This is a genomic window from Halomonas sp. E14 (genome assembly GCF_052568415.1).
Map to the genome: position 1 here is coordinate 915,517 of NZ_CP199423.1, position 23,122 is coordinate 938,638.

The window sequence follows — 23,122 nt, forward strand, 5'->3', positions numbered from 1 at the left end:
AGCAGGAGGAAATGATGCGTGCAATTGCCTGGATGGGCATGCTGCTGTGGCTGCTAGGCTCGGTCGGTGCAAGTTGGGCCGAGGAGAACGCTACGCCCGATGCGTCCGTGGAGGCGCCGCTGGCGGCTGAGCTGGCGCGGCTAGTGGCGTCGGAAGACGTCTTAATGCAGGCATGGTATGCCCAGCGTGCCTATCGCCCGGCCTGGCATGATGGCGAGACGGTGGCGGCCTTCACCTCGGCTCTGCACACCCTCGACAGCGATGGACTCTCGCCCCAGGACTACCGCCCGGAAGCCCTCAAGGCGGGGCATCGCCACGCCTATGGCGAGCATGGCAGCGAGGTGCTCCAGGCCCAGTTCGATCTCGACGCCAGTCGGGTGCTGCTCACGGCCCTGACGCACCTGCAGCGCGGCAAGGTCGACCCGCATTCGCTCGGCACGGGCTGGGAGGTGCCGGTCGAGGCGCCCGACCTGGATCTGGCGCTGATTGCGCGCGCGCTGGATGCCCAGCGCTTCGAGCAGGTGCTGGCCGCGGCCCGCCCACCTTATGCCCCCTACGAGCGGCTGCGCTCGGGGCTTGCCCGCTATCGCAACATCGAACGGCTGGGAGGCTGGCCACAGCTGCCGGAGCGCGAGCGCGCCCTGCGTCCGGGTGACATCGACGACGACGTGGCGCTGCTGCGCGAGCGCCTGGCCGTGGTAGGCGAGCTGGAGGTGATGGCCGCCGATACCACCGCCTTTCCCGGCGCCGAGCTCGAGGCACCCGACCCGCGCCGCTACGATGCCCGGCTCGAAGCGGCGGTGAAGCGCTTTCAGCGGCGCCACCTGCTGGAGCCGGATGGGATCGTCGGGCGCCAGACCCGGGCCGCGCTCAACGTGCCGGTGGCGCGGCGCATCGATGAGATCCGCCTCAATATGGAGCGCGCCCGCTGGCTGCTGCACGGCCTGCCGGAGGCCTACGTGCTGGTGGATATCGCCGGCTACCGGCTGAGCTATTTTCGCCCCAACGGCGAGGTGTGGCGCTCGCGCATCGTGGTCGGCACGCCCTATCGCCACACGCCCTCGCTGCGCTCGGAGATCACCCACATGACGGTGAATCCGACCTGGACGATACCGCCGACCATTCGCCGCGAAGACGTGCTGCCGCGGGTGCGCGAGGACCTCGGCTACCTGATCAGGGAAAATATCCGCGTGCTGAGTCCTGCCGGCGAACCGCTGGACCCGCGCGAGATCGACTGGGCCAACCCCGGTAACGTTGTGCTGCGCCAGGGGGCCGGGCCGCAAAATGCGCTTGGCCAGCTGGTGGTGCGCTTCCCCAACGACCACCTGGTCTACCTGCACGATACGCCGGCCCAGGGCCTGTTCGCACGGGAGCAGCGAGCGTTCAGCTCCGGCTGCATCCGGGTCGAGAACATCCAGCAATTCGGTCAGCTGCTCTCCGACGATACCGGTAGCGGCCATGAGGTGCGGCGGCTGATCGAGGCCGGCAGAACCGGCAACGTACCGCTGGCACAGCGGATGCCGGTCATCCTTCACTACTGGACCGTGCATCCGGCCGAGGATGGCGAGCTGGCGTTCCGGCCCGATATCTACCAGCGCGACGATGTGCTGCTGCGCGAGTTGGACCGCCCGCTGGCGCTGTGAGCGTGGGCCCCAGGCTCAGCGGTAACCTTCGGCCTGCAGGCGGAACAGCCGCGCATAGCGCCCGTTCTGCGCCATCAGGCTGGCGTGGTCGCCGCGCTCGATCACCTCGCCGCCGTCGATCACCAGGATCTGGTCGGCGGCGCGCACCGTGGAGAAGCGGTGCGAGATCAGGATAGTCATCTTGTCCTGGCTGTGGCGGCGGAAGTCGGCAAAAACCGCCGCCTCGGCCGCCGCATCCATGGCCGCGGTGGGCTCGTCGAGCACCAGGATGTCGGCACGCTCGCGCATGTGGGCCCGGGCCAGGGCGATCTTCTGCCATTGCCCGCCGGACAGCTCCTGGCCGCCCTTGAACCAGCGCCCTAGCTGGGTGTGGTAGCCGCCGGGCATGCTGCGGATGAAGTCGTCGGCCAGGCCGCGCTCGGCCGCCTGATGCCAGCGCTGCTCGTCCTCGAACGACTCGACGTCGCCGGCGCCGAGGTTCTCGCCCACCTTGAGCTGGTAGCGCACGAAGTCCTGGAAAATCACCCCAATGCGCCGGCGCAGCGTGGCCACGTCCCACTCGCGCAGGTCGCTGCCGTCGAGCAGGATGCGCCCTTCGCTGGGGGCATAGAGCCGCGTGAGCAGCTTGATCAGGGTGGTCTTGCCCGAGCCGTTGGCGCCCACCAGGGCCAGGCTTTGCCCCGGCGCCAGGTGCAGCGATACCTGGCGCAGTGCCGGGCGCTCGGCGCCGGGGTAGGTGAAGCTCACCTGCTCGAAGCGAATGCCGTCGCCTGGCTGCGCCCCTTCGGTAAGGGTGCCTTGCTCGGGCGCCACCGGCTGCTCCAGGTACTCGTAGAGGTTCGACAGGTAGAGGTTGTCCTCGTACATGCCGCTGATCGAGGTGAGGCTGGCCGAAAGCGCCGCCTGGCCCTGCTTGAACACCAGCAGGTACATGGTCATCTCGCCCAGGGTCAGCGCGCCCGAGACCGTTTCCACCACCACCCAGGCATAGGCGCCGTAGAAGGCCAGGGTGCCGAGCAGCCCGAGCAGGAACCCCCAGCTCTCGCGGCGCAGGGTCAGGCGGCGGTCCTCGCCGTAGAGGGTATCGAAGATGCGGCGGTAGCGCTCCAGCAGCAGCGGCTCCAGGCCGAACAGCTTGACCTCCTTGATGCTATCCTCGCGGGCTAGCACGGTTTCCAGGTACATCTGCATGCGGGTCTGGGGCGAGCGCCAGCGGAACAGGCGGAAGGCGTCGCCGGAGAACTTGGCCTCGGAGATGAACACCGGCAGGGCGCCGACCAGCAGCACCAGCAGCGCCCAGGGCGAGAACTGCACCAGCAGCACGCCGAAGCTGGCCAGCGAGATGGCGTTCTGCAGCAGCCCGAAGGTCTTGTTGACCAGCCCCAGCGGGCGGATCGAGGCCTCGCGGCGGGCTCGGGTGAGCTTGTCGTAGAACTCGGAGTCCTCGAACTGGGCCAGGGTCAGGGTGCCGGCCTTCTCCAGGATCATCACGTTGACCTTCTGCCCCAGCAGCGCCCGCAGCAGCGACTGCTGTGCCGACAGGCCGCGCTGGGCCAGGGCGATGGCGGCGATCACGCCCGCTTCCGCCAGCACGTAGCGCATCACCGGCCAGGTCGACTCCAGGCTCAGCTCGGCGCCGGTCTCGCGGTGGTAGGCCATGGCCTCGACCACGGCATCGACGATCAGCTGGCCAAGCCAGGCGGCCACGGCGGGCAGCACGCCGGCGATCAGCGTGCAGATCGCCAGCCCCACCGTCAGCCCGCGCGAGGTCTGCCAGACCAGCGCCAGCGCACGGCGGCTGTAGCGGAACACGCCGAAGAAGGCGGCCAGGCGGTTGGCTTCGGGGGGCGGGGTGGGAATGGCGCGCTGCATGTGGGGCGAGGACACGCGGGGTCTCCGATCAGGCGAGCCGCGGCGGCGGCGGTGGGCCAACGCACCGACGCCCCAGCAGTGTGGGGCGTCGAAGAGGGGTGCTGGGCGGTGGATCAGCCGTCGCTGTCGTCGCTGGCGCTGCTGGCCTGCGCCACCACCGGGCCGGTCTGGCCGGAGCGCAGGGCAGCCAGCAGGGGCTCGGCCTCGCGCTGGAAGGCCAGCAGCTGTTGGCCCTGCAGGCTCTTGCTTTCCGGCAGCTCGACCTTCATGGCATCCACCGCGTTATTGTTGACGATCACCTCATAGTGCAGGTGCGGCCCCGTGCTGCGGCCCGTATTGCCGGACAGCGCGATGCGTTCGCCCATGCTGACGCGGTCGCCGCGATTGACCAGCGCTCGCGACAGGTGCAGGTAGCGGGTGCGGTAGCCATTGTCATGCCGAACGACCACGTAGCGGCCCGCCACTGGGTGGTTGCCAATCTTCTCGACGCGGCCGTCCGCCGGCGCCACGATCGGCGTGCCAATGGGCATCGCCCAGTCGGTGCCGCGATGCGGGCTCACGCGGCCGGTGACCGGGTGCGTGCGGCGCGGGTTGAAGCCCGAGCTCATGCGGTAGCTGCCCTCGAACGGGTAGCGGCTGAAGGCGGGGTCGAGGCTCTGACCATCCGGGGTGTAGAAGTTGTTGTCGGCGCTGTTGCGCACCAGGGTCAGGTCCATGCGGTCGCCCTGGTACTGGATGGCCAACACGCGGGGATCGAAGCTGGTGCCGTCGATGATGTCGGACTCGATCAGTACCTGGAAGGTGTCTCCACGGCGTGAATCGCGGCGGAAGTCGAGCTTCTTCTCCAGCAGCCGCGAGACCTGGGCCACTTCCGTGCTCGACAGACCGGTAGCCTGCGCCGAGCGGGCGAAGCTGCCGCTCACGCTGCCGGCGAACAGGCGCTGGGAGGCCTCCCCGGCACGCTGGATGGTGGCGACCTCGAAGCCGTCGTCGCTGCGCTCGAGCAGGAAGCCTTCACGGGGATTGTGCATCAGGCGCATGGCCAGCAGCCGATCCTGCTCATCGAGCTGGTATTCGAAGGTGTTGCCGACCCGCCAATGCGTCAATGCGCGCTTGTTGGGGAGGCTGTCGAGCAGGCGCATCGCCTCGCTGTAGCCAAGCCCCAGCTCGTTCTGGGCCAGCACCGCGAAGGTGTCGCCCTGTCTTACGGTGTAGGTGCGCCACTGCGGCACGAACGGTTCGGTGGCGGCGATCTCGCGCTCAAGCAGGATCGGGCCGTCCTCGAACAGCTCCAGCTCGTCGTCCGGGTAGTCCTCGTAGGAAGTGGCGTCGGCCGCCAGGGCTTCGTCGTCGGTGAAGGTGTCGTCGAGCATGCCGCTGGCCAAGGTACCAATGACCAGCGCCATGTGCACGGCGCCGGAATCGAGCACCGGGCCAACATCGGCAACGCTATCCATTGGTGCATCGGCAACCGGCTGCTGCACGGCCACCCACTCGGCTTCCGCACGAGCACTGGCCATGCCGCTCAGGTCGATGATCTCGCTGGGTTTCAGCTGCGACAGCGGGATGTGGTCACGGGTGGCGTCCAGGGCCTGGGCGGCGATTTCGATGGCATCGGCGACCGAGTAGCGGTCGCTGTTCAGGGAGGGCAGGCCGGGTTGGGCCTCGGGCGACAGCGGGAAGAGCACGGTGGCGGGTGCTTGCCCCTGTCGCTGGGTGGTTTCCACAAGGGTGACGATCTTTTGCGCGCCCAGCACCGTCACCATGGTGGCGACCGGTAGCAGCATCAACTTATGCGTGCGGGGCAGCGAATGAAGAATTCGCAACATGAGCAAGGGCCATAAAAAAAGGTGACATAACGATAATAAAGGCATGGGAACCTTACCCCATGACATATGGCCTGCCTAGTCTGTATAAGCATACAGACCGGCTCGCTTCCAGGGAGTCAGTTCCCGAGGAGGCGTATCGTCATGTTGTCGAACGGCGTTCAACAACACTCATGGGCATTGAACGTGAACGAAGCGCGGCTTGACAAGCCCGATTTCGGAAAAGAAGTGTGTGAAAATGTCACCTTTTCGACCGGAGCGACTGAGCGCTCCGGTACGCTGAGTTACAGGGATGTGAACGTTCCGTTACGATAATCTCGCAATGCCTCCTCGATTTCGCTCATGTGATTCATTACGAACGGTCCGTAGTGGGCGATCGGCTCGCCGTGCGGCGTGCCGGCCAGCAGCAGGGCCTGGGCACCTGCAGTAGTCGCCAGAGTGAGGCTGTCGCCGGGGCCGAGGCGCGCCAGCTGCCCCGCTTCGATGGCGGTATCACCGACCTGCAGCGTGCCCTCGAAGACATAAAGCGCCACGGTTGCCGCACTCAGGGCCAGCGCCAGCTCACCGCCTTCCTTCAATCGCACGTGGGCCACCGCGCCGTCTCCGGCCAGCGCATCCAGTGGGCCCTCCACGCTTTCGCCATCGTCACTCTGCCAATGTCCGCCGAGCGCAATCAGCTCGCTTGCCTGGCCCGCCAGGTGCGGCATCTCATCGCTGCGCACGTCGCGGTAGCGGGCGGGGCTCAGCTTGTCCTTGGCCGCCAGGTTGAGCCAGAGCTGGAAGGCGTGCAGGCCGTGGCTGTCGGTCAGCGGCATCTCGGAGTGCACGATGCCACGGCCGGTGTGCATCCACTGGGCGTCGCCGGCGCGGATGCTGCTGGCATGACCGAGATGGTCTTCATGGGTAAGCCCACCGTGGATCACGTAGGTGAGGGTCTGGATGCCGCGGTGGGGGTGGGGCGGGAAGCCGCCGATGTAATCGTCGGGGCTGTCGGAGCCCAGCTCGTCGAGCATCAGGAAGGGGTCCAGCGAGCCTTCGAAGCGGTGAATGCGCTTGATTTTCACGCCGTCACCGTCCTGGCTCGGCTGGCTGCGGATAATGTCGATCACGTGGCGAAGCAGCGGGGATGCGGCCATGGGAAACCCTCCAGGCAAGTGATACTGGTATTTTAGGCCGTTTTTTTCGAAAATTAATCGCATAGTTTTGCTTTAACGATTCGAGGAATTCGAAATGTCCCGTGTCACCCTGGCCCAGTGGCGTATGCTGGCGGCGGTCGTCGAGCATGGTGGCTTCGCCCGTGCGGCCGAAGCGATCCACAAGAGCCCGTCCACGCTCAATCATGCGGTACATAAGCTCGAAGAGCAGCTGGGCGTGCAGGTGCTCGAACCCGTGGGCCGCCAGGTACGGCTGACCGAGGCGGGCGAGATGCTGCTGCGCCGGGCACACCAACTGCTCGAAAGCGCCGAGGCGCTGGAGGATGTCGCCGGGCGCCTGGCCGCCGGCCTGGAGGCGGAGGTGGTGCTGGCGGTGGACCAGATCTTCCCCAGCGGCGCCTTGGCGCAGGCGCTGAACCGCTTTTCCGCCGCCTTTCCTTACGTGCGGGTGCAGCTGCACGAGACGGTGCTCAACGGTGGCATCGAGATGCTCTATGACGGTCGCGCCGACCTGACCCTGACCGGGCTCGCGGCCCAGGGTTTTCTCGGCGATCCGCTGGTACAGGTGCGCTTCATTGCCGTGGCGCATCCCGACCATGCGCTGCATGCGCTGGGCCGCGAGCTGGACCTGCGTGACCTGCTGCGCCACCGCCAGATGGTGGTACGCGACTCGGCCCAGCGCCAGTCGATGGACGCCGGCTGGCTGAAGGCGGAGCAGCGCTGGACGGTGAGCCACCTGGAGACCTCGATCGACATGGTGCGCCGCGGACTCGCCTTCGCCTGGCTGCCGGAAACCCGCATCCAGGCCGAACTGGAGCGCGGCGTGCTGGTGCCGCTGCCACTCGCCGCCGGCGGCAACCGCGAGGTGTCGATCCAGATGATCTACCGCGACCGCGATCGTGCCGGCCCGGCGACCCACGCCATGGCCGAGGCGCTGAAGGCGGCCGTGAGCGAGCAGTGTACGGCGTGAGCTTTCGCTTTTTTACGACGATTGGGCGCAATTTCTCCGCTTGAGCCACGAGGCGATCGGCTTACCCTGAAGAAAAGCCATTCGAGGAGAGCAAAGATGGGTCTGTTGATCGACGGCACCTGGCATGACCAGTGGTACGACACCAAGAAGCACGGCGGCGAGTTCGTGCGGGAATCCGCCCAGCTGCGCGACTGGGTCACTGCGGACGGCTCGCCGGGCCCCGACGGCCAGCGCGCCGTGCCGGCCGAGGCGGGGCGCTTCCACCTCTATGTCTCGCTGGCCTGCCCCTGGGCGCACCGCACCCTGATCATGCGCAAGCTCAAGGGCCTAGAGTCGCTGATCGGCGTTTCTTGGGTCAGCCCGCTGATGCTCGACCAGGGCTGGAGCTACCACGAAGAGGAGGGCGCCAGCGGTGACTCGGTCAACGGCGTGGCCTATCACCGCGAACTCTACACCCTGACCGACCCGCACTACACCGGCCGGGTCACGGTGCCGGTGCTGTGGGATAAGCGGGAAGGGCGCATCGTCAACAACGAGTCCGCCGAGCTGCTGCGCATCCTCAACGGTGCCTTCGACGGCCTCACCGGCAACCGGCTCGACTTCTATCCGGAGGACCTGCGCGAGACCATCGACGAGGTCAACGCCGAGGTGTACGAGCACATCAACAACGGCGTCTACAAGTCGGGCTTCGCCACCGAGCAGCAGGTGTACGAAAAGCACGTCACCGCGCTGTTCGCCTCGCTCGATCGCATCGAGGCACGGCTGGGCGAGCACCGCTACTTGGCCGGTGAGTGGCTCACCGAGGCTGACATCCGCCTGTTCACTACCCTGGTGCGCTTCGACGCCGTCTACCACGGCCACTTCAAATGCAACTTCCGCCGCATCGAGGACTACCCCAACCTCTCACACTACCTGCGCGAGCTCTATCAATGGCCGGGCGTGGCCGAGACGGTCAACCTCGATCACATCAAGCGCCACTACTATTACAGCCACGACACCATTAACCCCACCCGCATCGTGCCCAAGGGGCCGCTGCTCGATTTCGACCGGCCTCACGACCGCGAGCGGCTGGCGGGACGGAGTGTGCGGGAAAGGTAGGCGGCACGGGTGCAGCACCCGTTGGACGGCGGGAGCGCTATAGCGATGAATCCATCAAGGTTTTTGTTCCTAAACGAAAATTCAATGAAGTCGAGGATCAGTCGGTGTAGGCAAAGGCTTACATTTTTAATCTTTTGGGTACTATATAACTCATTCTATTGCCCCTGCATCATCACGCTGCCGCCTGCGAGGGTGGACTGATATCAGCTACGCAAGGGAACAGAAAAAATGAAAAAAATCGTGCAAATGGCGGCGGTTGCCGCCGTCGCGGCCGGGGCATCTTCCATGGCCTTGGCTGCTCCCAGCTTTTATGTGGGGGCTCAGGCGGGTTATCAAAATGTTGATATGGAAGAGAAGGAGTCGTGGGGGAATGCCTCTTTTACCACTGACTATTCTATGACCGGATTGGCAGGTGGCGTTTTTGCCGGTGCGAAATTCCACCTGACGCCAGAATTCTACCTGGCACCAGAGGTTAACCTGGGTACAAGTAATGCCGATGGTGGTGATCGGTTCAATATGCCGGGCTATAGCGCAAGCTATGAGTTTGAGGCAGGGCGCTCCTATGGAATTGGCGTTCTGGCTGGGTACAATGTGACCCCTGCTACGAGTGTTTACGGTCGTCTTGGCTATCAGCGTACGAAATTTAAGGTTAGCTATAACGAGACCGGCGAGCCTACTGAATCTGATAGCGAGAATTTCAGTGGTGCTCGATTCGGCGTCGGTATGGATACAGCCTTAAGCTCTAACGTTGCCTTGCGTCTGGATTGGTCACATACTCCCTATTCGAGCAAATCATATGAAGATGAGTGGGGTGATCGCATCACCTTTGATCCGACCGAAAGTCTCTTCCAAGTCGGTGTTCTTGTGAGTTTCTAAACAAAGTTCCACACTGCCTGAATCGATCATGTTTGAGGCAGGGCTTGCGCCCTGCCTCTTTTGGTTTTGGCCCTGCCCGCACGATCACCTGTTCTTCGCCAGCCACCGGTCCAGCGCGTTGGCAAACTCGCGGCGGTCGCTGTCCGAATAGCCTTTCGGCCCGCCGGTGTGTTCGCCGCTGGAGCGCATCGTTTCCATGAAATCACGCAGCTGTACCTTGGCGCGAATGTTGTTCCTGTCGAGGATCTCGCCGCGGGTGGTCATCACCGCCGCGCCCTTGTCGATGGCCTCCATGGCCAGCGGCAGGTCGGAGCTGATCAGCAGGTCGCCTGACTCTAGGCGCGCCACGATCTCGTTGTCGGCGGCGTCGAAGCCGTGGCTCACCGACAGAGCCTTGACCCACTTGGAGGGCGGCAGCGGGATCGAGTGGTTGGCGACGAACCAGGCCGGCGTGGTGGTGCGCTCGGCGGCGCGAACGATGATGTCGCGTGCCACCCGGGGGCAGGCATCGGCATCGACCCAGAGTGTGGGCATTCAGGCGGGCTCCTCGAAGAAAATTTAAGGTTTAGGTGAACGCAGCGTTGAAAGTGCTGGTTTTGGCTCGGGCCCGATGGTAGCATGCGCGCTCCTCGCATGTGCTGACCCCGCCATCATGACGATTCGCTCCATACGCCCCGCGTATGAGAGGCAATCACCGAGACCGACAGCTATCGCTGCGTCCGAGATGTGAAGATGGAGCGCCAAACAAGATGCCGCCAACCGGGCAGCATCGGCGCAGAAAGGTCGCCACGCGGTTCGATGCCCGTTGGCGCGAACCGGATGCCAGGTGCGACCGGCGTCCCACGTACCCCGTGATCCGCTCTGTTGAGGCCAGTTGGCCTACGACGACAGGGCCACCGACCTGCCTAGTGCTGCGTCGGGGATGCCTCAATGTTTTGCCGGCGAGTGCCGGCCTACCAAGGTGTGATTGATGACCTCGACTTCTGTCGCCTCGCCGAGCTTCGGCGATCTTGCTCTGCTGCCTGCCGTTCTCGCCGCTGTAGAAACACTGGGTTACGAAACTCCCTCCCCGATTCAGACACAGACCATTCCGGCACTGCTGGAAGGGCGCGACATGCTGGGCCAGGCACAGACCGGCACCGGCAAGACCGCGGCGTTCGCGCTGCCGCTGCTCTCGCGGCTGGAACTGACCCGCCGTGAGCCCCAGGTACTGGTACTGGCACCGACCCGTGAGCTGGCCCAGCAGGTGGCCGTCTCCTTTACCAAGTACGGCCAGAACCTGCAGGGTCTGGAAGTGGCCATCCTGTGCGGTGGCATGGAATACCGCGACCAGCTGGCCGCCCTGAAGCGCGGCGCCCAGGTGGTGGTGGGCACCCCCGGCCGAGTGATCGACCACCTCGACCGCGGCAGCCTCAAGCTCGACGGCCTGAATGCCCTGGTGCTGGACGAAGCCGACGAGATGCTGCGCATGGGCTTCATCGACGACGTCAAGCGCGTGGTCGCCGATACCCCGAAGGACGCCCAGCGCGTGTTCTTCTCTGCCACGCTGCCGGCCGAGATCGAGCGCATCGTCAACCGCTACCTGGTCGATCCGGTGAAGGTGGCGATCGAGTCGCGCACCACTACCGCCGAGCTCATCGAGCAGCGGCTGGTGCGCGTCGAGGGTGGCGCCAAGCTGGAAGCGCTGGCGCGCATCCTTGAAGTCGAGCCGGTGGATGCCGCCATCGTCTTCGTGCGCACCCGTGCCGCCTGCACCACCCTGATGGAGCAGCTTTCCGCCCGCGGCGTGAACGTGGCTAGCCTATCCGGCGACCTGGACCAGAGCCTGCGCGAGCGCACCATCCAGCGCCTGAAGCGCGGCAAGATCGACGTGCTGATCGCTACCGACGTGGCCGCCCGCGGCCTCGACGTGCCGCGCATCACCCACGTGATCAACTACGATCTGCCCCAGGACAGCGAGGCCTACACCCACCGCATCGGGCGTACCGGCCGGGCCGGCCGCGAAGGCGTGGCGATCACCTTCGCCGGCTTCCGCGAAGGCCGCAAGATCGGCTGGCTGGAGCAGGCCACCGGCCAGCGCATGAGTGAAATGGCGCTGCCCGACGAGGCGGCCATCCGCGCCCACCGCGACGAGGTGTTCCACCAGCGCGTCATCGCCGCACTGACCGCCGGTGCCGACGAGCAGCGTGCCCTGGTCGAGCGCCTGGTGGCCGAGGGTCATGACCCGCTCGAGCTGGCCTGTGCCTTCGCCGCCCTGGCGCGTGCCGACGAGGCGCCCATTGGTCGCCTGCAGGCGCCGCGCAAGGAGCGTAGCGATCGCGGTGAGCGCGGCGAGCGTGCCCCGCGCGACGGCAAGCCGCCGCGTCGCGGTGAGCGCGATGGCCGTGGCCCCAGCGAGGGCATGACCCGCTATCGCGTCGCCGTTGGTCACAAGGATGGCGTCAAGCCGGGCCAGCTAGTCGGCGCCCTGGCCAACGAAGGTGGCATCGAAGGTTCGCGGATTGGCCGCATCGATATCCGCAACGCCTTCTCCGTGGTGGAGCTGCCAAGCTCGCTGCCGCCGAGCATCCTGGCCAAGATGGCCCGCGCCCGCGTCGCCGGTCGTGCGCTGGAAATCAGCGAGGATTCCGGCGCCCCCGAGCGTGCCCCGCGCCGCCGCCGTGAGGATGGCGAGGCACCGGTGCGTCGCCGCACCAGCGCCTGAGAATCGCCGGGCCCGCTGCCCGGCAGCTTGAAACATCCCGGCAGCGCCTGATGTCCCCCGGCAGCGCCTGAAAAGCCCCGGCACCGTTCTTCGGTGTCGGGGATTTTTCTATTAAGCGATTGTTTTGCGTGACATTTTCCTGGAGATCATCGTTACGATAGCCGCATCCTATTGTGAGCGGTGCTACTGTGGTGCGACGGAAGTCATTAACGTGCTCATCATTCCGATCCGCGACAGGAGAACACCGTGCAGGAGACGAACCTCTTTACCCCGCTTCAGCTGGGCAAGCTGAGCCTTCCCAATCGCGTGATCATGGCCCCGCTGACCCGCTCGCGCACGCCCGATAGCGTGCCCGGCAAGCTGCAGGAGTTCTACTACGGCCAGCGCGCCAGCGCCGGGCTGATCATCAGCGAGGCGACCAATATTTCGCCCACCGCGCGCGGCTACGTCTATACGCCGGGCATCTGGACCGACGAGCAGGAAGCCGGCTGGAAAGGCGTCGTCGAGGCGGTGCACGCCAAGGGCGGGCGCATCGCGCTGCAGCTGTGGCACGTGGGGCGTGTTTCCCACGAGATGGTGCAGCCCAACGGCGAGCCGCCGGTGGCGCCCAGCGCCATCAAGGGGGAGGGCGCCGAGTGCTTCGTCGAGTTCGAGGACGGCAGCGCGGGGCCGCATCCCACCAGCACCCCGCGGGCGCTGGAAACCGACGAGATCCCCGGCATCGTCGAGGATTACCGCCAGGCCGCCGTGCGCGCCAAGCGGGCCGGTTTCGACATGGTCGAAGTGCATGCGGCCAATGCCTACCTGCTCAACCAGTTCCTGGCCACCGGCACCAACCAGCGTACCGATCGCTACGGCGGCTCCGTCGAGAATCGTGCGCGTTTCCCGCTGGAAGTGGTGGATGCGGTCGCCGAAGTGTTTGGCCCCGAGCGGGTCGGCATCCGCCTGACGCCGTTCATCGAGCTGTTCGGCCTCACCGACGATGAGCCCGAGGAGATGGCTTACTACCTGGCCGAGCAGCTCTCAAGACGCGGCCTGGCCTACCTGCACTTCAACGAGCCCAACTGGGCGGGTGGGGACATCCACTTTCCGGAAGGCTTCCACGAGCAGATGCGCCAGCGCTTCCGCGGTGCCCTGATCTACTGCGGTGGCTACGACGCCGAGCGGGCCCGCCAGCGGCTCGCCGACGGCACCGCCGATGCCGTGGCCTTCGGGCGCCCCTACATTGCCAACCCGGACCTGCCCGAGCGCTTCCGCACGGGGGCCGCGCTCAACGAGCCCGATTCGCGTACCTTCTACGGCGGCGCCGAGAAGGGTTATACCGACTACCCGTTCCTCGATAACGGCCACGACCGCCTGGGCTGACCTCGTACCAGGCGGTGGTTGGCAGATCGGCTCCGTCGCTACCGGCCTAACCGCCGCCCCAGCGCCTGCATGAAGCGGCTGCCAGCCGCCAGCTGTTCGATCTCGATGAACTCGTCGGGCTGGTGCGCCTGGCGAATGCTGCCGGGGCCGCAGATCACCGTGGGCAACCCCACCCGCTGGAACTGCCCGGCCTCGGTGGCGTAGGCCACCGCGCCGTGGGGCTGCTCGCCGAGCAGCTCGCGGCACAGGTCGAGCACCTCGGCGTTGTTGTCGTCGGCCAGGGCCGGCACCGTCTCGTTGAGCGCCTCGGTGACAATGCTGGTCTCGGGGGCGCGGCGCTGCATTTCGGCTTCCAGCTCGGCGGCAAAGGCATTCACGCGGCCGATCAGGTCCTCGAAGTGATCCTGGGGCAGGTGGCGAATCTCCCACTCGAAGGTGCACTCCCGCGCCATGATGTTGATCGCGGTGCCGCCGGCGATCTTGCCCACATGCAGGCTGGAGTGAGCGACGTTGAAGGCTTCGTCGATGCGCCCCTCGGCGCGCAGCTCGCTCATCACGTCTTCGATCTTCGTCACCAGCCGTGCGGCGACGTGGATGGCCGACACGCCCTGGTCGATCTGGCTCGAATGGGAGGCACGGCCGGTCACGGTGGTGCGCAGGTTGGTGGCGCCCTTGTGCGCCACCACCGGCTGCATCAGGGTCGGTTCGCCGACGATTACCGCCGCGGGGCGTGGGTGGTCGGCCATCAGCCGCTCGATCATGCGCGGTGCGCCGATGCAGCCGACCTCTTCGTCGTAGGAGAGCGCCAGGAGGATCGGCGCCTGCAGGTCGAGCCGGGTCCAGGTGGGAACCTCGGCCAGGGCGCAGGCGATGAAGCCCTTCATGTCGCAGGTGCCGCGCCCGTAGAGCTTGCCGTCGCCCTTGTCGACCAGGGTGAACGGGTCGCTCGACCACGGCTGGCCGGCCACCGGCACCACGTCGGTATGGCCCGAGAGCACCACGCCGCCCGCCACGTCGGGCCCGATGCGGGCCAGCAGGTTGGCCTTGGTGCCGTCGTCGTTCTCGACCCGCCAGTGTTCCACGCCGTATTGATCGAGATAGCGTTCAACGAAGGCGATCAGATCGAGGTTGGAGTCGCGCGAAACGGTGGCAAAGCCCACCAGGCGCTCAAGCATCTCGGCGGCGGTCATGGGTCCCTCCTGACAGTTATTGTTCCTAGCCTATCACGCCATCGGCTCGCAACGATGGCTTGGTGCCTGAAAGTCTGTCTCAATCGAATTTTTCATTATTATTGAAAAAGACTATTAATCCGGTGTTGAAAAACAAGTCTCTCTCTTTCAGTTTCGCTGATATACCTATTCTTACGGTACAGCAACATGCACGACAGCCACGTCACCGAAGGGAGAGCGTCATGGATAAAAAAGTCGACAGCAGCGCAGGCAAGTGTCCCGTCATGCACGGGTCGCGTACCAAGCATGGAGACACCGGGAATTCCGTCTTCGATTGGTGGCCCAACCAGCTGAACCTTAACATTCTTCATCAGCACGCCCCCAGGTCCAATCCGTTGGGCGAAGCGTTCGATTATGCCGAGGCGTTCAAGTCGCTCGACCTGGGCGCGGTCAAGCAAGATCTCGAAGCCCTGATGACCGACTCCCAAGACTGGTGGCCGGCCGATTACGGCCATTATGGGCCGCTGTTCATCCGCATGGCGTGGCATAGCGCCGGCAGCTACCGGGTGGGCGACGGGCGGGGCGGCGCCGGCACCGGCACCCAGCGTTTCGCGCCGCTCAACAGCTGGCCCGACAACGGCAACCTGGACAAGGCGCGCCGCCTGCTGTGGCCGATCAAGCGCAAGTATGGCAACAAGCTCTCCTGGGCCGACCTGTACATCCTGGCGGGCAATGTCGCGCTGGAATCCATGGGTTTCAAGACCTTCGGCTTCGCCGGTGGGCGCGAGGACGTCTACCAGCCGGAAGAGGATATCTACTGGGGCGCCGAGGACGAGTGGCTGGCCGACAGTAGCCATGCCAAGAGCCGCTACACCGGCGAGCGCGACCTGGAGAACCCGCTGGCGGCGGTGCAGATGGGCCTCATCTACGTCAACCCCGAAGGGCCGGACGGCAACCCGGACCCGCTCGCCTCGGCCAGGGATATCCGCGAGACCTTCGCTCGCATGGCGATGAACGACTACGAGACGGTGGCGCTCACCGCTGGCGGCCACACCTTCGGCAAGGCCCACGGCGCCGGCGATCCGGTCAACGTCGGCCCCGAGCCGGAAGCCGCGCCCATGGAGGAGATGGGCTTCGGCTGGAAGAGCGGCTACAAGAGCGGCAAGGGCCGCGACACCATCACCAGCGGCCTGGAGGGCGCCTGGACGCCGACACCGACGAAGTGGGACATGAGCTACTTCGACGTGCTGTTCGGCTACGAGTGGGAGCTGACCACCAGCCCGGCCGGTGCCAAGCAGTGGGCGCCGAAGGGACTTGCCGAGAAGGACATGGCGCCGGACGCCGAGGACCCGGCCAAGCGCGTGGGCATCATGATGTCCACCGCCGACATGGCCATGCGCGAGGACCCCGAGTACCGCAGAATCGCCGAGCACTTCCACAACAATCCGGACGAGTTCGCCGACGCCTTTGCCCGCGCCTGGTTCAAGCTGACCCACCGTGATATGGGCCCCAAGGCGCGCTACCTCGGTCCGGAAGTGCCGACCGAGGAGCTGCTGTGGCAGGATCCGGTGCCCGCCTTGGATCATGAACTGGTCGATGCCCAGGACATCGCCAGCCTCAAGGGCAAGATCCTTGCCTCGGGCCTGACGGTGGCTGAACTGGTCTACACCGCCTGGTCGTCGGCTTCCACCTTCCGCGGCTCCGACATGCGCGGTGGGGCCAACGGGGCCCGTATCCGCCTGGCGCCGCAGAAGGAGTGGGAAGTCAACCAGCCCGAGCAGCTGGCCAAGGTGCTGAAGACCCTGGAGAGCATTCAGAGCGACTTCAACGCGACCCAGGGGGGGCGCAAGCGGGTCTCGCTGGCTGACCTGATCGTGCTCGGCGGTGCCGCCGCCATCGAGCAGGCGGCCGGGGATGCCGGTCACGCCATCGAGGTGCCGTTCTCGCCGGGCCGCACCGACGCCAGCGCCGAGCAGACCGACGTCGAGTCGTTCGAGTGGCTGCGCCCCGAGGCCGACGGCTTCCGTAACTATCGCCGCGCTAGATTCACCGTCTCCGACGAGGAGATGCTGATCGACAAGGCTCAGCTGCTGGGCCTGAGCGCGCCGGAGATGACCGTGCTGGTGGGCGGCCTGCGGGTGCTCGAGGCCAACTACGGCAACTCGCGCCACGGCGTGTTCACCGACCGCCCCGGGACGTTGACCAATGACTTCTTCGTCAACCTGGTCGACATGGGTACGCAGTGGCAGCCGGCCTCGGTGGATGCCGACGTGTTCGAGGGCCGCGACCGCAAGAGCGGTGAAGTGAAGTGGACCGGCACCCGGGTCGACCTGGTGTTCGGCTCCAACTCGCAGCTGCGTGCCATCGCCGAGGTCTATGCCCAGGACGATGCCAAGGAGAAGTTCGTCGAGGACTTCGTCGCCGCCTGGAACAAGGTGATGAACGCGGATCGCTTCGACCTGGCCTAAGCCCGGATTGAAGAGAAGTGAAAGAAGCGCCCCGGTAACGGGGCGCTTTTTTTCGGTTTCAGGGGGCTGCCTGGCCAAATGTGCTGGGTAGAAACCTTGATCAGGCCGTTGCAAAAAGCCAGCTTATTCGACGCCGTGACATGTTCACGCATCTTGTTTTTTTCGACAGGTTCCAGGACATGTGGATGGCATGCAAGCTGCAGCAGCGCGTTCTGAGGACGCTGCTCGGGCCTTCCTCAACACCCCCGGCCGTCACGGCGGCGTGCCGATGATCCGCTCCAGCTCCCGGTTGAACGCTGCCGGCCGGGCCATGTGCAGGAAGTGGTCGGTGCCTTCCATGATCACGGCGTCGAACTTGGCCAGCAGCTGCCGGTTGGCGTCGATGTCGGTCGGCCACAGGTCGGCGTTGATGGCCACCACCGGCACGGTCAGCGCTTCGAACTGCTGCGCCGCCAGACCCTCGGCATGTTGGGTGAGCATCTCCTGCATGGCACTGATTGCGACCTGGGGAGGTGCTGCCGCCATGTCCTGCACCACCCAGTCGCGCAGGTTGGCATCGGTGGTGTCGATGAACATCGAGGTGACGAAGTGAGCAGCGGCCGAAACGAAGTCCTGCTGGATCGGCGCCAGCATGGCGTCGATCTCGGCCTGGCTGAGCGGTGCCGCCATAACATGAAAGGTATCGACGCCGATGATGCCGATCACACGCTCGGGCATGAGGTGCGCCGCTTCTACGGCGACGGGCCCGCCCATGGAGTGGCCAATCAGCAGGGCCTGCTGAACCTCCAGGTCGTCCAGCACCGCCCTCACGTCTTCGCCGAAGGCGCGCATGGTGAAGTCTTCACGCGCCAGGCCGGAATGGCCGTGACCGGCAAGGTCGATCGTCACCACCCGATGCTGCTGCGAGAAATGCGGCACCTGTCCGCGCCAGTAGCGCCCGTCGCAGCTCCAGCCGTGGAGGAACACGAGGGTCGGTTCGCCACTGCCGTGAACCTCATAGGCAATCGGCACGCCGTCTGCCGACTCGGTCATGCGCGGCCAGTTGACTTCGGCTGCCAGCGCCTGGCCCGCCACGGCCAGCAGCAGCGCCAGGCCCAGAATACGCATGCCGTGCAGTGCGAACGCTTTCATGAGGCTCTCCCTTATCTGAGCGGTGCTGTGACCTATGCAGCATAGCCGAGCCGCCGAATCCCCAGCTGGCCTTTTGACCGCGGCGGGCAGCCACAGGAGCGCCCCGGTTGCGGTGCAAGGGCGGCGATGCTAGAGGCTGACCAGTCGCGCCCGGCTGGTGCCGTTGCCCAGCGGTTCCACCTGGATCTGTACCGGAATTCTTTCGTGCATCTCCTGCACGTGGGAGATCACTCCGACGCGGCGGCCGAGGGCCTGCAGGCCGTCGAGCGCTTCCATGGCCAGTGCCAGCGACTGCGGGTCGAGGCTGCCGAAGCCCTCGTCGATGAACAGCGACTCGATGACGAGCTCGCCCGAGGCCATGGAGGCGAGCCCCAGCGCCAGGGCCAGCGAGACGAGGAAGGTCTCGCCGCCGGAGAGCGAGTGCACCGAGCGGCGCTCGTCGCCCATGTCGTGGTCCACCACCAGCAGGCCCAGCTCGCTGCCGCCGCGGGCCAGCCGATAGCGGCGGCTGAGGTTGGCCAGGTGGGCGTTGGCGTGCTCCAGCAACTGCTCCAGGTTGTAGGCCTGGGCGATGCGGCGAAACGCCTTGCCATCGGCGGAGCCGATCAGTTCGCTGATGCGTCCCCAGCGCACCTGTTCGGCACGGGCGGCTTCCAGTTCGGCCTGGCCCTGCTGCTGGCGCAGGCGCCGACGGTCGTCGTCGCGCAGGGCATGAACGGCATCGTCGCGAACCTGCTGGGCTTCCGCCAGTTTGGGCTGTAGCGCCGTCTGCTGGGCATCCAGCGCCTCCCGGAGGCTGGCGATCCGGGCTTCGACCGCTTCGCTCAGCAGTTCGGTCTCGCTGTCGGCCAGCGCCCGCTCGCGACGGTGCTCGAGCAGGGCATGACGCCGCTCGGCGAGGCTGGCCTCGCTGCGCTGGCGTGCCTCGTCGGCATCGGCAAGCTCTCGTTCCTGGCGGGCGGCCTCTTCCTCGGGCTGTGCCAACAACCGCGCCAGGGTGGTGTCGTCCAACTGCGGATGGGCGTGGCGCCACTCGGCCAGTCGAGCTTTCAGCTCGACCTGCTCCTGACGGAGCCCTTCGATGCGCTCGGCTTCGTGAGCGGCCTGCTGGGTGAACCGGGCCTGCTCGCGTTCGGCGCCGTGGCAGCGCTCGATGGCCTGGTCGCGCTCACGACGGGCGGCCTCCTGGCCGGCTTCCAGCCGTTGTTGCCAGGCGTCGGCCGAGGCGTGCTCGCCGAGCAGGGCCTGGAGCCGCTCGGCAAGTGACTGCTGCTCCTGGCGCAGAGGTGGCAGCTGGGCGTCGAGCTGGGCCTGGGTTTCCGCCAGCGAGGCGCGCCGGGCCTCATGCTGGGCGCGTTCGAGCTCGACCTGGCGCAGGGCCTCTTCCAATGGGCTCAGCGCCGCCTCGGCGCGGGCCAGCTCCTGCAGCGTACGCTCGGCCCGTTCACGCTCGGCGGCGCTGTGCTGGCGCTGGTGAGCGAGCCAGGCTTCACGCTCCGCAGGCGCAATGTCGGCCAGCTCCGCGTGCAGGGGATGGCCGCTCAGGGCGTGCCGGGCCTGAGCCAGTCTCTCCTCGGCCTGCTGCAGCTCCTGCCGTCCGCGTGCGATCGACGCCAGCGCGGCGCGGTACTCGCCCTCGAGTTCGCTGCGTGCCAGCTGGGCCTGCTCGAAGGTCTGTCTGGCCTCGGCCAGTTGTGCCTCTTCCTGCTCCTGTTGGGCGGCCAGTTGGGCTGCCTCCGGGGTGGCCGGCGGTCGGTGACGGAAGGGGTGGTCGTGGCCGCCGCAAACCGGGCAGGGCTCGCCTTCCCGCAGCGTGTCGCGCAGCCGTGCCACGCTCTCGCTGCGGGCGGCACGGCTGCGCTCGATGAAATCGCGCAGGGTGGCGTAGCGCTGTTCGCTGCCGTCGAGCCGCTCACGGGCAGCCTTGCCCTGAACGGTCAGTTCGGCCTGTCGCTTCTCATCCCCGGCCAGGCGTTCGCTCAGCTGACGCTGGGCCAGCTCGGTGTGCAGAAGCTCCTGCCAGCGGCTGGCCAGTTCCTCCAGCGCCAGGCCGCGGCGGGCGGCGCGGTCGTGGGTCTGCTGCGCCGCCTGGCGGGCGGCATCGAGTCGTTCGTGACTGCCCATCAGCTGGCGCAGGGTGGCCTGCCACTCGTCGCGCCGGCGTTGCAGCTCGCGCAGCCTGGCCGCGGTGGCCTGGTGCTGCTGGTCCAGTGCCTCTGCCTGCTGGCGGCAGTCGTGATGGCGGGATTCGAGCTCGGCCAGCTGACGCTCCAGGCTGGCTAGCGCCTGGGCGTGCTCGCGCGCCTCGCGCAGGCTCGGTTCGGCCTGCTGGCGGGCTTGACTTGCGGATTCCAATTGACGGGCGGCCTGATCCCGGGCCTGCTCGGCCTGGGTTTGCAGGACGCGGGCCTGCTCGAGGGCCTCTCGGGTCCGGCGATGTGCCTGCTCCAGCGCGGCGACTTCGTCCGGCAGCGCGGCCTGGCGCAGCAGGTGGTGGCGCTGGGGCGCAAGCAGGCGGCGACAGTCGCGGTCGGCCCGGGCAGCGGCCAGCGCCTGCCAGCGATCCTCGGCATCGCGCTGCTGGTGAATCCCTTCGGCGTAGGCCTGGCGCAGCCGTTCGTCGGCGCTATGCCACTGTCGCTGGGCATCGAGCTCCCTGGCCTGCTGCTGCAGGTCGGTCAGGGCCTGCTCGGCGCTCTCGGCCTGGCGTTCCAGCGCGCTGCGGGCCTCGGACTCGGCGGGCAGGTCGTCGGCGAGCTTCGTCTGCAGGGCGTCGACGTGCCGCTTCGCCGTGATGGCCCGCCGGTAGGCGGCTTCGGAGATGCGCGAATACTCGGCGGTGCCGGTGAGCCGTTCCAGCAGGTCGCTGCGCTCGTTGTCGTCGGCCTTGAGGAAGGCGGCGAATTCGCTCTGGGCCAGCAGCACGGCGCGGGTGAACTGATCGAAGGTCAGCCCCAGGCGCTCCGGCAACAGCTCGGCGAACTCGCGCTTCTGGGCGGTGAGCAGGCGTTCGTCGTCGAGGTCGGTGAGCGATTGTTCGACCGCCTGCAGGCGCCCGCTGGCCTTCTCGCGGGCGCGGCGCACGGCCCAGCGGGCGCGGTAACGACGCCCGTCGCGACCGAGAAAGTCGACTTCGGCGTAGCCGCCGGCGGTGCCACGGCGCAGCAGGGTGCGCGGGTCGGCGGTGCTCACCGTCTCGCCTTCCACGTCGGGCAGCGGCGCGTTCTGGCTGGGCGCATGGCGCAGCCGCGGCGTGCTGCCGTAGAGTGCCAGACACAGGGCGTCGAGCAGGGTGCTCTTGCCGGCGCCGGTGGGGCCGGTGATGGCGAACAGGCCGGCATCGCTGAGCGGAGGAGCCGTGAAATCGAGCTCCAGCGGGCCGGGCAGGGAGGCGAGGTTGGCCAGGCGCAGGGCGAGGATCTTCATGGGCGACGCTCCCCGGTGCGCGGCTCGTCGGGGCTATCGAGCACGTCCTGCAGCAGCTGGTCGAAGTCGGCCAGTACGTCGTCGCCGGGGGGCTCTCCCCACTGCTTTTCCCAGGTGCGCTCAAACAGCTTTCTCGGCCCCAGCTGCTGCAGATCGATTCGCTCCGGCCTGCCATCGGCAGCCTGCTGGGGCAGACGCCGCTCCAGGCGCAGCAGGCGCACGGCCTTGCCGTCGAGGGCCGCTTCCACCCGGGCGCGCAGGTCGGGTACGGGGGCGGTGAGGGTGACGCGCACTTCCAGCCAGGGCCATTGTTCCCGTGGCACGGCGGGGTCGTGGGGCAGCCCCTCGAGCTCCGCCAGCACCGCGTCGAGTTCGCCGGGGCCGACACGCTGCATGGCCACGGGGCGCGGCACGGGGATCGCTTCCGTGGTGGCCAGGGTTTCACCTTCCAGCACCGCTTCCACCACCTGGTGCGGGTAATTCACCTCGCTGAAATCCAGCGGCAGCGGGCTGCCGCTGTAGCGGATGCGTGCCTCGCCCACCTGCTGGGCGCGGTGCAGGTGGCCCAGTGCCACGTAGGCGATGTCGGCGGGAAAGAGCCCGGCGGAGATCGACTCCTCGCCGCCGATCACGATGGGCCGCTCGCTGGCCTCGGAAACGGCGGCGCCGTGCAGGTGGGCGTGGCTCATGGCCACCAGCGCCTGGCCGGGCTGACGCCGCTTGCGGGCGGCATCGATCAGCTGCTGGTGAACGCGGGAGATGCCGGCCACATAGTCGTTGCGCGCGCTGTCGTTGCGAGCGCAGTCTTTGCCCGGTGTGCCGTGCTCCGTCTGGCCTGCATCGTCGTCGCGGGCCAGGCCGCGGCCGGTGACCTCGGCGGGGCGCAGAAAGGGCAGCGCCAGGCACCAGGCGCGGGTCTCGCCGCTGGCGTCGGTGAGCGGCAGCAGCAGGCGCTCGGCGTCGAGGCTGCCGTCGTCGAGCCAGCTCACCCGGCCCAGGGCGTGGGTGCGCAGGCGACGCATCAGCGGCGCCGGCAGCTCGATGCGATTGCCGCTGTCGTGGTTGCCGGCGATCAACACGATGTCGAGTGCCGGCAGGCGCTCGTGGGCACTGACGATGAAGTCGTAGAGCAGCGCCTGGGCGGCAAGCGAGGGATTGACCACGTCGAAGACGTCGCCGGCGACGAGCAGGGCGTCGGCCTCGCGTGCGACGAGGGTGTCGAGCAGCCAGTCGAGAAAGAGACGGTGTTCGGCGTGGCGCTCCTGGCCGTGAAAGGTCTGGCCCAGATGCCAGTCGGCGGTATGGATCAGCTTGAGCACGGTGTCCCTCGTCGTCGGTTCTGCGCCGATGATACACGAACGTACCCCGACCTCGTCGTTGTCGACCGACCTTGGGAAGTGCACCCTGACCGCCTACACTG

The 23,122-nt window shown here is 66.9% G+C and carries 15 protein-coding genes; 7 read left to right on the forward strand and 8 right to left on the reverse strand.

Annotated elements, in window-relative coordinates; genetic code table 11:
* Positions 1 to 14: 14 nt before the first annotated feature.
* Positions 15 to 1,643 carry a L,D-transpeptidase family protein gene (locus ACT7B3_RS04205; protein ID WP_445156953.1) on the forward strand — a complete coding sequence of 543 codons (1,629 nt, stop codon included), beginning with the start codon at positions 15 to 17 and terminating at the stop codon, positions 1,641 to 1,643.
* 15 nt (positions 1,644 to 1,658) lie between these two features.
* Here the strand turns inward: ACT7B3_RS04205 and ACT7B3_RS04210 are convergent, their stop codons facing one another.
* The 3 genes from ACT7B3_RS04210 to ACT7B3_RS04220 all read right to left on the reverse strand — a co-directional run bounded on the left by ACT7B3_RS04210 (position 1,659) and on the right by ACT7B3_RS04220 (position 6,477).
* Positions 1,659 to 3,515 carry an ABC transporter ATP-binding protein gene (locus ACT7B3_RS04210; RefSeq protein ID WP_445158840.1) on the reverse strand — a complete coding sequence of 619 codons (1,857 nt, stop codon included), beginning with the start codon at positions 3,513 to 3,515 and terminating at the stop codon, positions 1,659 to 1,661.
* Positions 3,516 to 3,628: 113 nt separating this feature from the next.
* Entirely contained in the window at positions 3,629 to 5,344 is a 1,716-nt protein-coding gene (locus ACT7B3_RS04215) for a peptidoglycan DD-metalloendopeptidase family protein (RefSeq protein ID WP_444678247.1), read from the reverse strand.
* 281 nt (positions 5,345 to 5,625) lie between these two features.
* Positions 5,626 to 6,477 (reverse strand): pirin family protein, encoded by an 852-nt coding sequence (locus ACT7B3_RS04220; RefSeq protein ID WP_444678246.1) that lies wholly within the window; start codon positions 6,475 to 6,477, stop codon positions 5,626 to 5,628.
* Positions 6,478 to 6,571: 94 nt separating this feature from the next.
* Between ACT7B3_RS04220 and ACT7B3_RS04225 the strand changes: the two genes are divergently transcribed.
* From ACT7B3_RS04225 to ACT7B3_RS04235, 3 genes are all read left to right on the forward strand, one after another.
* Positions 6,572 to 7,465 (forward strand): LysR family transcriptional regulator, encoded by an 894-nt coding sequence (locus ACT7B3_RS04225; protein WP_445156954.1) that lies wholly within the window; start codon positions 6,572 to 6,574, stop codon positions 7,463 to 7,465.
* A gap of 96 nt (positions 7,466 to 7,561) precedes the next feature.
* Entirely contained in the window at positions 7,562 to 8,563 is a 1,002-nt protein-coding gene (locus tag ACT7B3_RS04230) for a glutathione S-transferase family protein (RefSeq protein WP_445156955.1), read from the forward strand.
* Between the two features lie 228 nt (positions 8,564 to 8,791).
* Positions 8,792 to 9,439 (forward strand): outer membrane protein, encoded by a 648-nt coding sequence (locus ACT7B3_RS04235; protein ID WP_445156956.1) that lies wholly within the window; start codon positions 8,792 to 8,794, stop codon positions 9,437 to 9,439.
* Between the two features lie 84 nt (positions 9,440 to 9,523).
* Here the strand turns inward: ACT7B3_RS04235 and ACT7B3_RS04240 are convergent, their stop codons facing one another.
* A complete protein-coding gene (locus tag ACT7B3_RS04240; RefSeq protein ID WP_445156957.1) occupies positions 9,524 to 9,973 on the reverse strand; it encodes a YaiI/YqxD family protein in 450 nt (149 codons plus the stop codon).
* Between the two features lie 436 nt (positions 9,974 to 10,409).
* On the opposite strand from ACT7B3_RS04240, the gene ACT7B3_RS04245 reads away from it, so the two are divergent.
* A complete protein-coding gene (locus ACT7B3_RS04245; protein WP_445156958.1) occupies positions 10,410 to 12,143 on the forward strand; it encodes a DEAD/DEAH box helicase in 1,734 nt (577 codons plus the stop codon).
* 246 nt (positions 12,144 to 12,389) lie between these two features.
* A complete protein-coding gene (locus ACT7B3_RS04250; RefSeq protein ID WP_445156959.1) occupies positions 12,390 to 13,508 on the forward strand; it encodes an alkene reductase in 1,119 nt (372 codons plus the stop codon).
* Between the two features lie 38 nt (positions 13,509 to 13,546).
* Here the strand turns inward: ACT7B3_RS04250 and argE are convergent, their stop codons facing one another.
* A complete protein-coding gene (gene argE, locus ACT7B3_RS04255) occupies positions 13,547 to 14,698 on the reverse strand; it encodes an acetylornithine deacetylase (protein WP_445156960.1) in 1,152 nt (383 codons plus the stop codon).
* A gap of 221 nt (positions 14,699 to 14,919) precedes the next feature.
* Here argE and katG point away from each other — a divergent pair, with 221 nt between their 5' ends.
* Positions 14,920 to 17,145 (forward strand): catalase/peroxidase HPI, encoded by a 2,226-nt coding sequence (katG, locus tag ACT7B3_RS04260; protein ID WP_445156961.1) that lies wholly within the window; start codon positions 14,920 to 14,922, stop codon positions 17,143 to 17,145.
* Between the two features lie 252 nt (positions 17,146 to 17,397).
* On the opposite strand, the gene ACT7B3_RS04265 is transcribed toward katG, so the two are convergent.
* The 3 genes from ACT7B3_RS04265 to ACT7B3_RS04275 all read right to left on the reverse strand — a co-directional run bounded on the left by ACT7B3_RS04265 (position 17,398) and on the right by ACT7B3_RS04275 (position 23,021).
* Complete coding sequence (locus tag ACT7B3_RS04265) at positions 17,398 to 18,276, reverse strand: alpha/beta fold hydrolase (RefSeq protein WP_445156962.1); 879 nt, start codon at positions 18,274 to 18,276, stop codon at positions 17,398 to 17,400.
* Between the two features lie 129 nt (positions 18,277 to 18,405).
* Positions 18,406 to 21,702, reverse strand: a complete 3,297-nt coding sequence (locus ACT7B3_RS04270) for an AAA family ATPase (protein WP_445156963.1) — start codon at positions 21,700 to 21,702, stop codon at positions 18,406 to 18,408.
* A complete protein-coding gene (locus tag ACT7B3_RS04275; RefSeq protein WP_445156964.1) occupies positions 21,699 to 23,021 on the reverse strand; it encodes an exonuclease SbcCD subunit D in 1,323 nt (440 codons plus the stop codon). The genes ACT7B3_RS04270 and ACT7B3_RS04275 overlap by 4 nt, the downstream gene beginning before the upstream one ends.
* Positions 23,022 to 23,122: the final 101 nt, after the last annotated feature.

Excerpts from the sequence above, each read along its gene's own strand:
- ACT7B3_RS04205 (WP_445156953.1), top strand. The coding sequence starts at position 15 with ATGCGTGCAATTGCCTGGATGGGCATGCTGCTGTGGCTGCTAGGCTCG.
- ACT7B3_RS04210 (WP_445158840.1), bottom strand. The coding sequence starts at position 3,515 with ATGCAGCGCGCCATTCCCACCCCGCCCCCCGAAGCCAACCGCCTGGCC.
- ACT7B3_RS04215 (WP_444678247.1), bottom strand. The coding sequence starts at position 5,344 with ATGTTGCGAATTCTTCATTCGCTGCCCCGCACGCATAAGTTGATGCTG.
- ACT7B3_RS04220 (WP_444678246.1), bottom strand. The coding sequence starts at position 6,477 with ATGGCCGCATCCCCGCTGCTTCGCCACGTGATCGACATTATCCGCAGC.
- ACT7B3_RS04225 (WP_445156954.1), top strand. The coding sequence starts at position 6,572 with ATGTCCCGTGTCACCCTGGCCCAGTGGCGTATGCTGGCGGCGGTCGTC.
- ACT7B3_RS04230 (WP_445156955.1), top strand. The coding sequence starts at position 7,562 with ATGGGTCTGTTGATCGACGGCACCTGGCATGACCAGTGGTACGACACC.
- ACT7B3_RS04235 (WP_445156956.1), top strand. The coding sequence starts at position 8,792 with ATGAAAAAAATCGTGCAAATGGCGGCGGTTGCCGCCGTCGCGGCCGGG.
- ACT7B3_RS04240 (WP_445156957.1), bottom strand. The coding sequence starts at position 9,973 with ATGCCCACACTCTGGGTCGATGCCGATGCCTGCCCCCGGGTGGCACGC.
- ACT7B3_RS04245 (WP_445156958.1), top strand. The coding sequence starts at position 10,410 with ATGACCTCGACTTCTGTCGCCTCGCCGAGCTTCGGCGATCTTGCTCTG.
- argE (WP_445156960.1), bottom strand. The coding sequence starts at position 14,698 with ATGACCGCCGCCGAGATGCTTGAGCGCCTGGTGGGCTTTGCCACCGTT.
- katG (WP_445156961.1), top strand. The coding sequence starts at position 14,920 with ATGGATAAAAAAGTCGACAGCAGCGCAGGCAAGTGTCCCGTCATGCAC.
- ACT7B3_RS04265 (WP_445156962.1), bottom strand. The coding sequence starts at position 18,276 with ATGAAAGCGTTCGCACTGCACGGCATGCGTATTCTGGGCCTGGCGCTG.
- ACT7B3_RS04270 (WP_445156963.1), bottom strand. The coding sequence starts at position 21,702 with ATGAAGATCCTCGCCCTGCGCCTGGCCAACCTCGCCTCCCTGCCCGGC.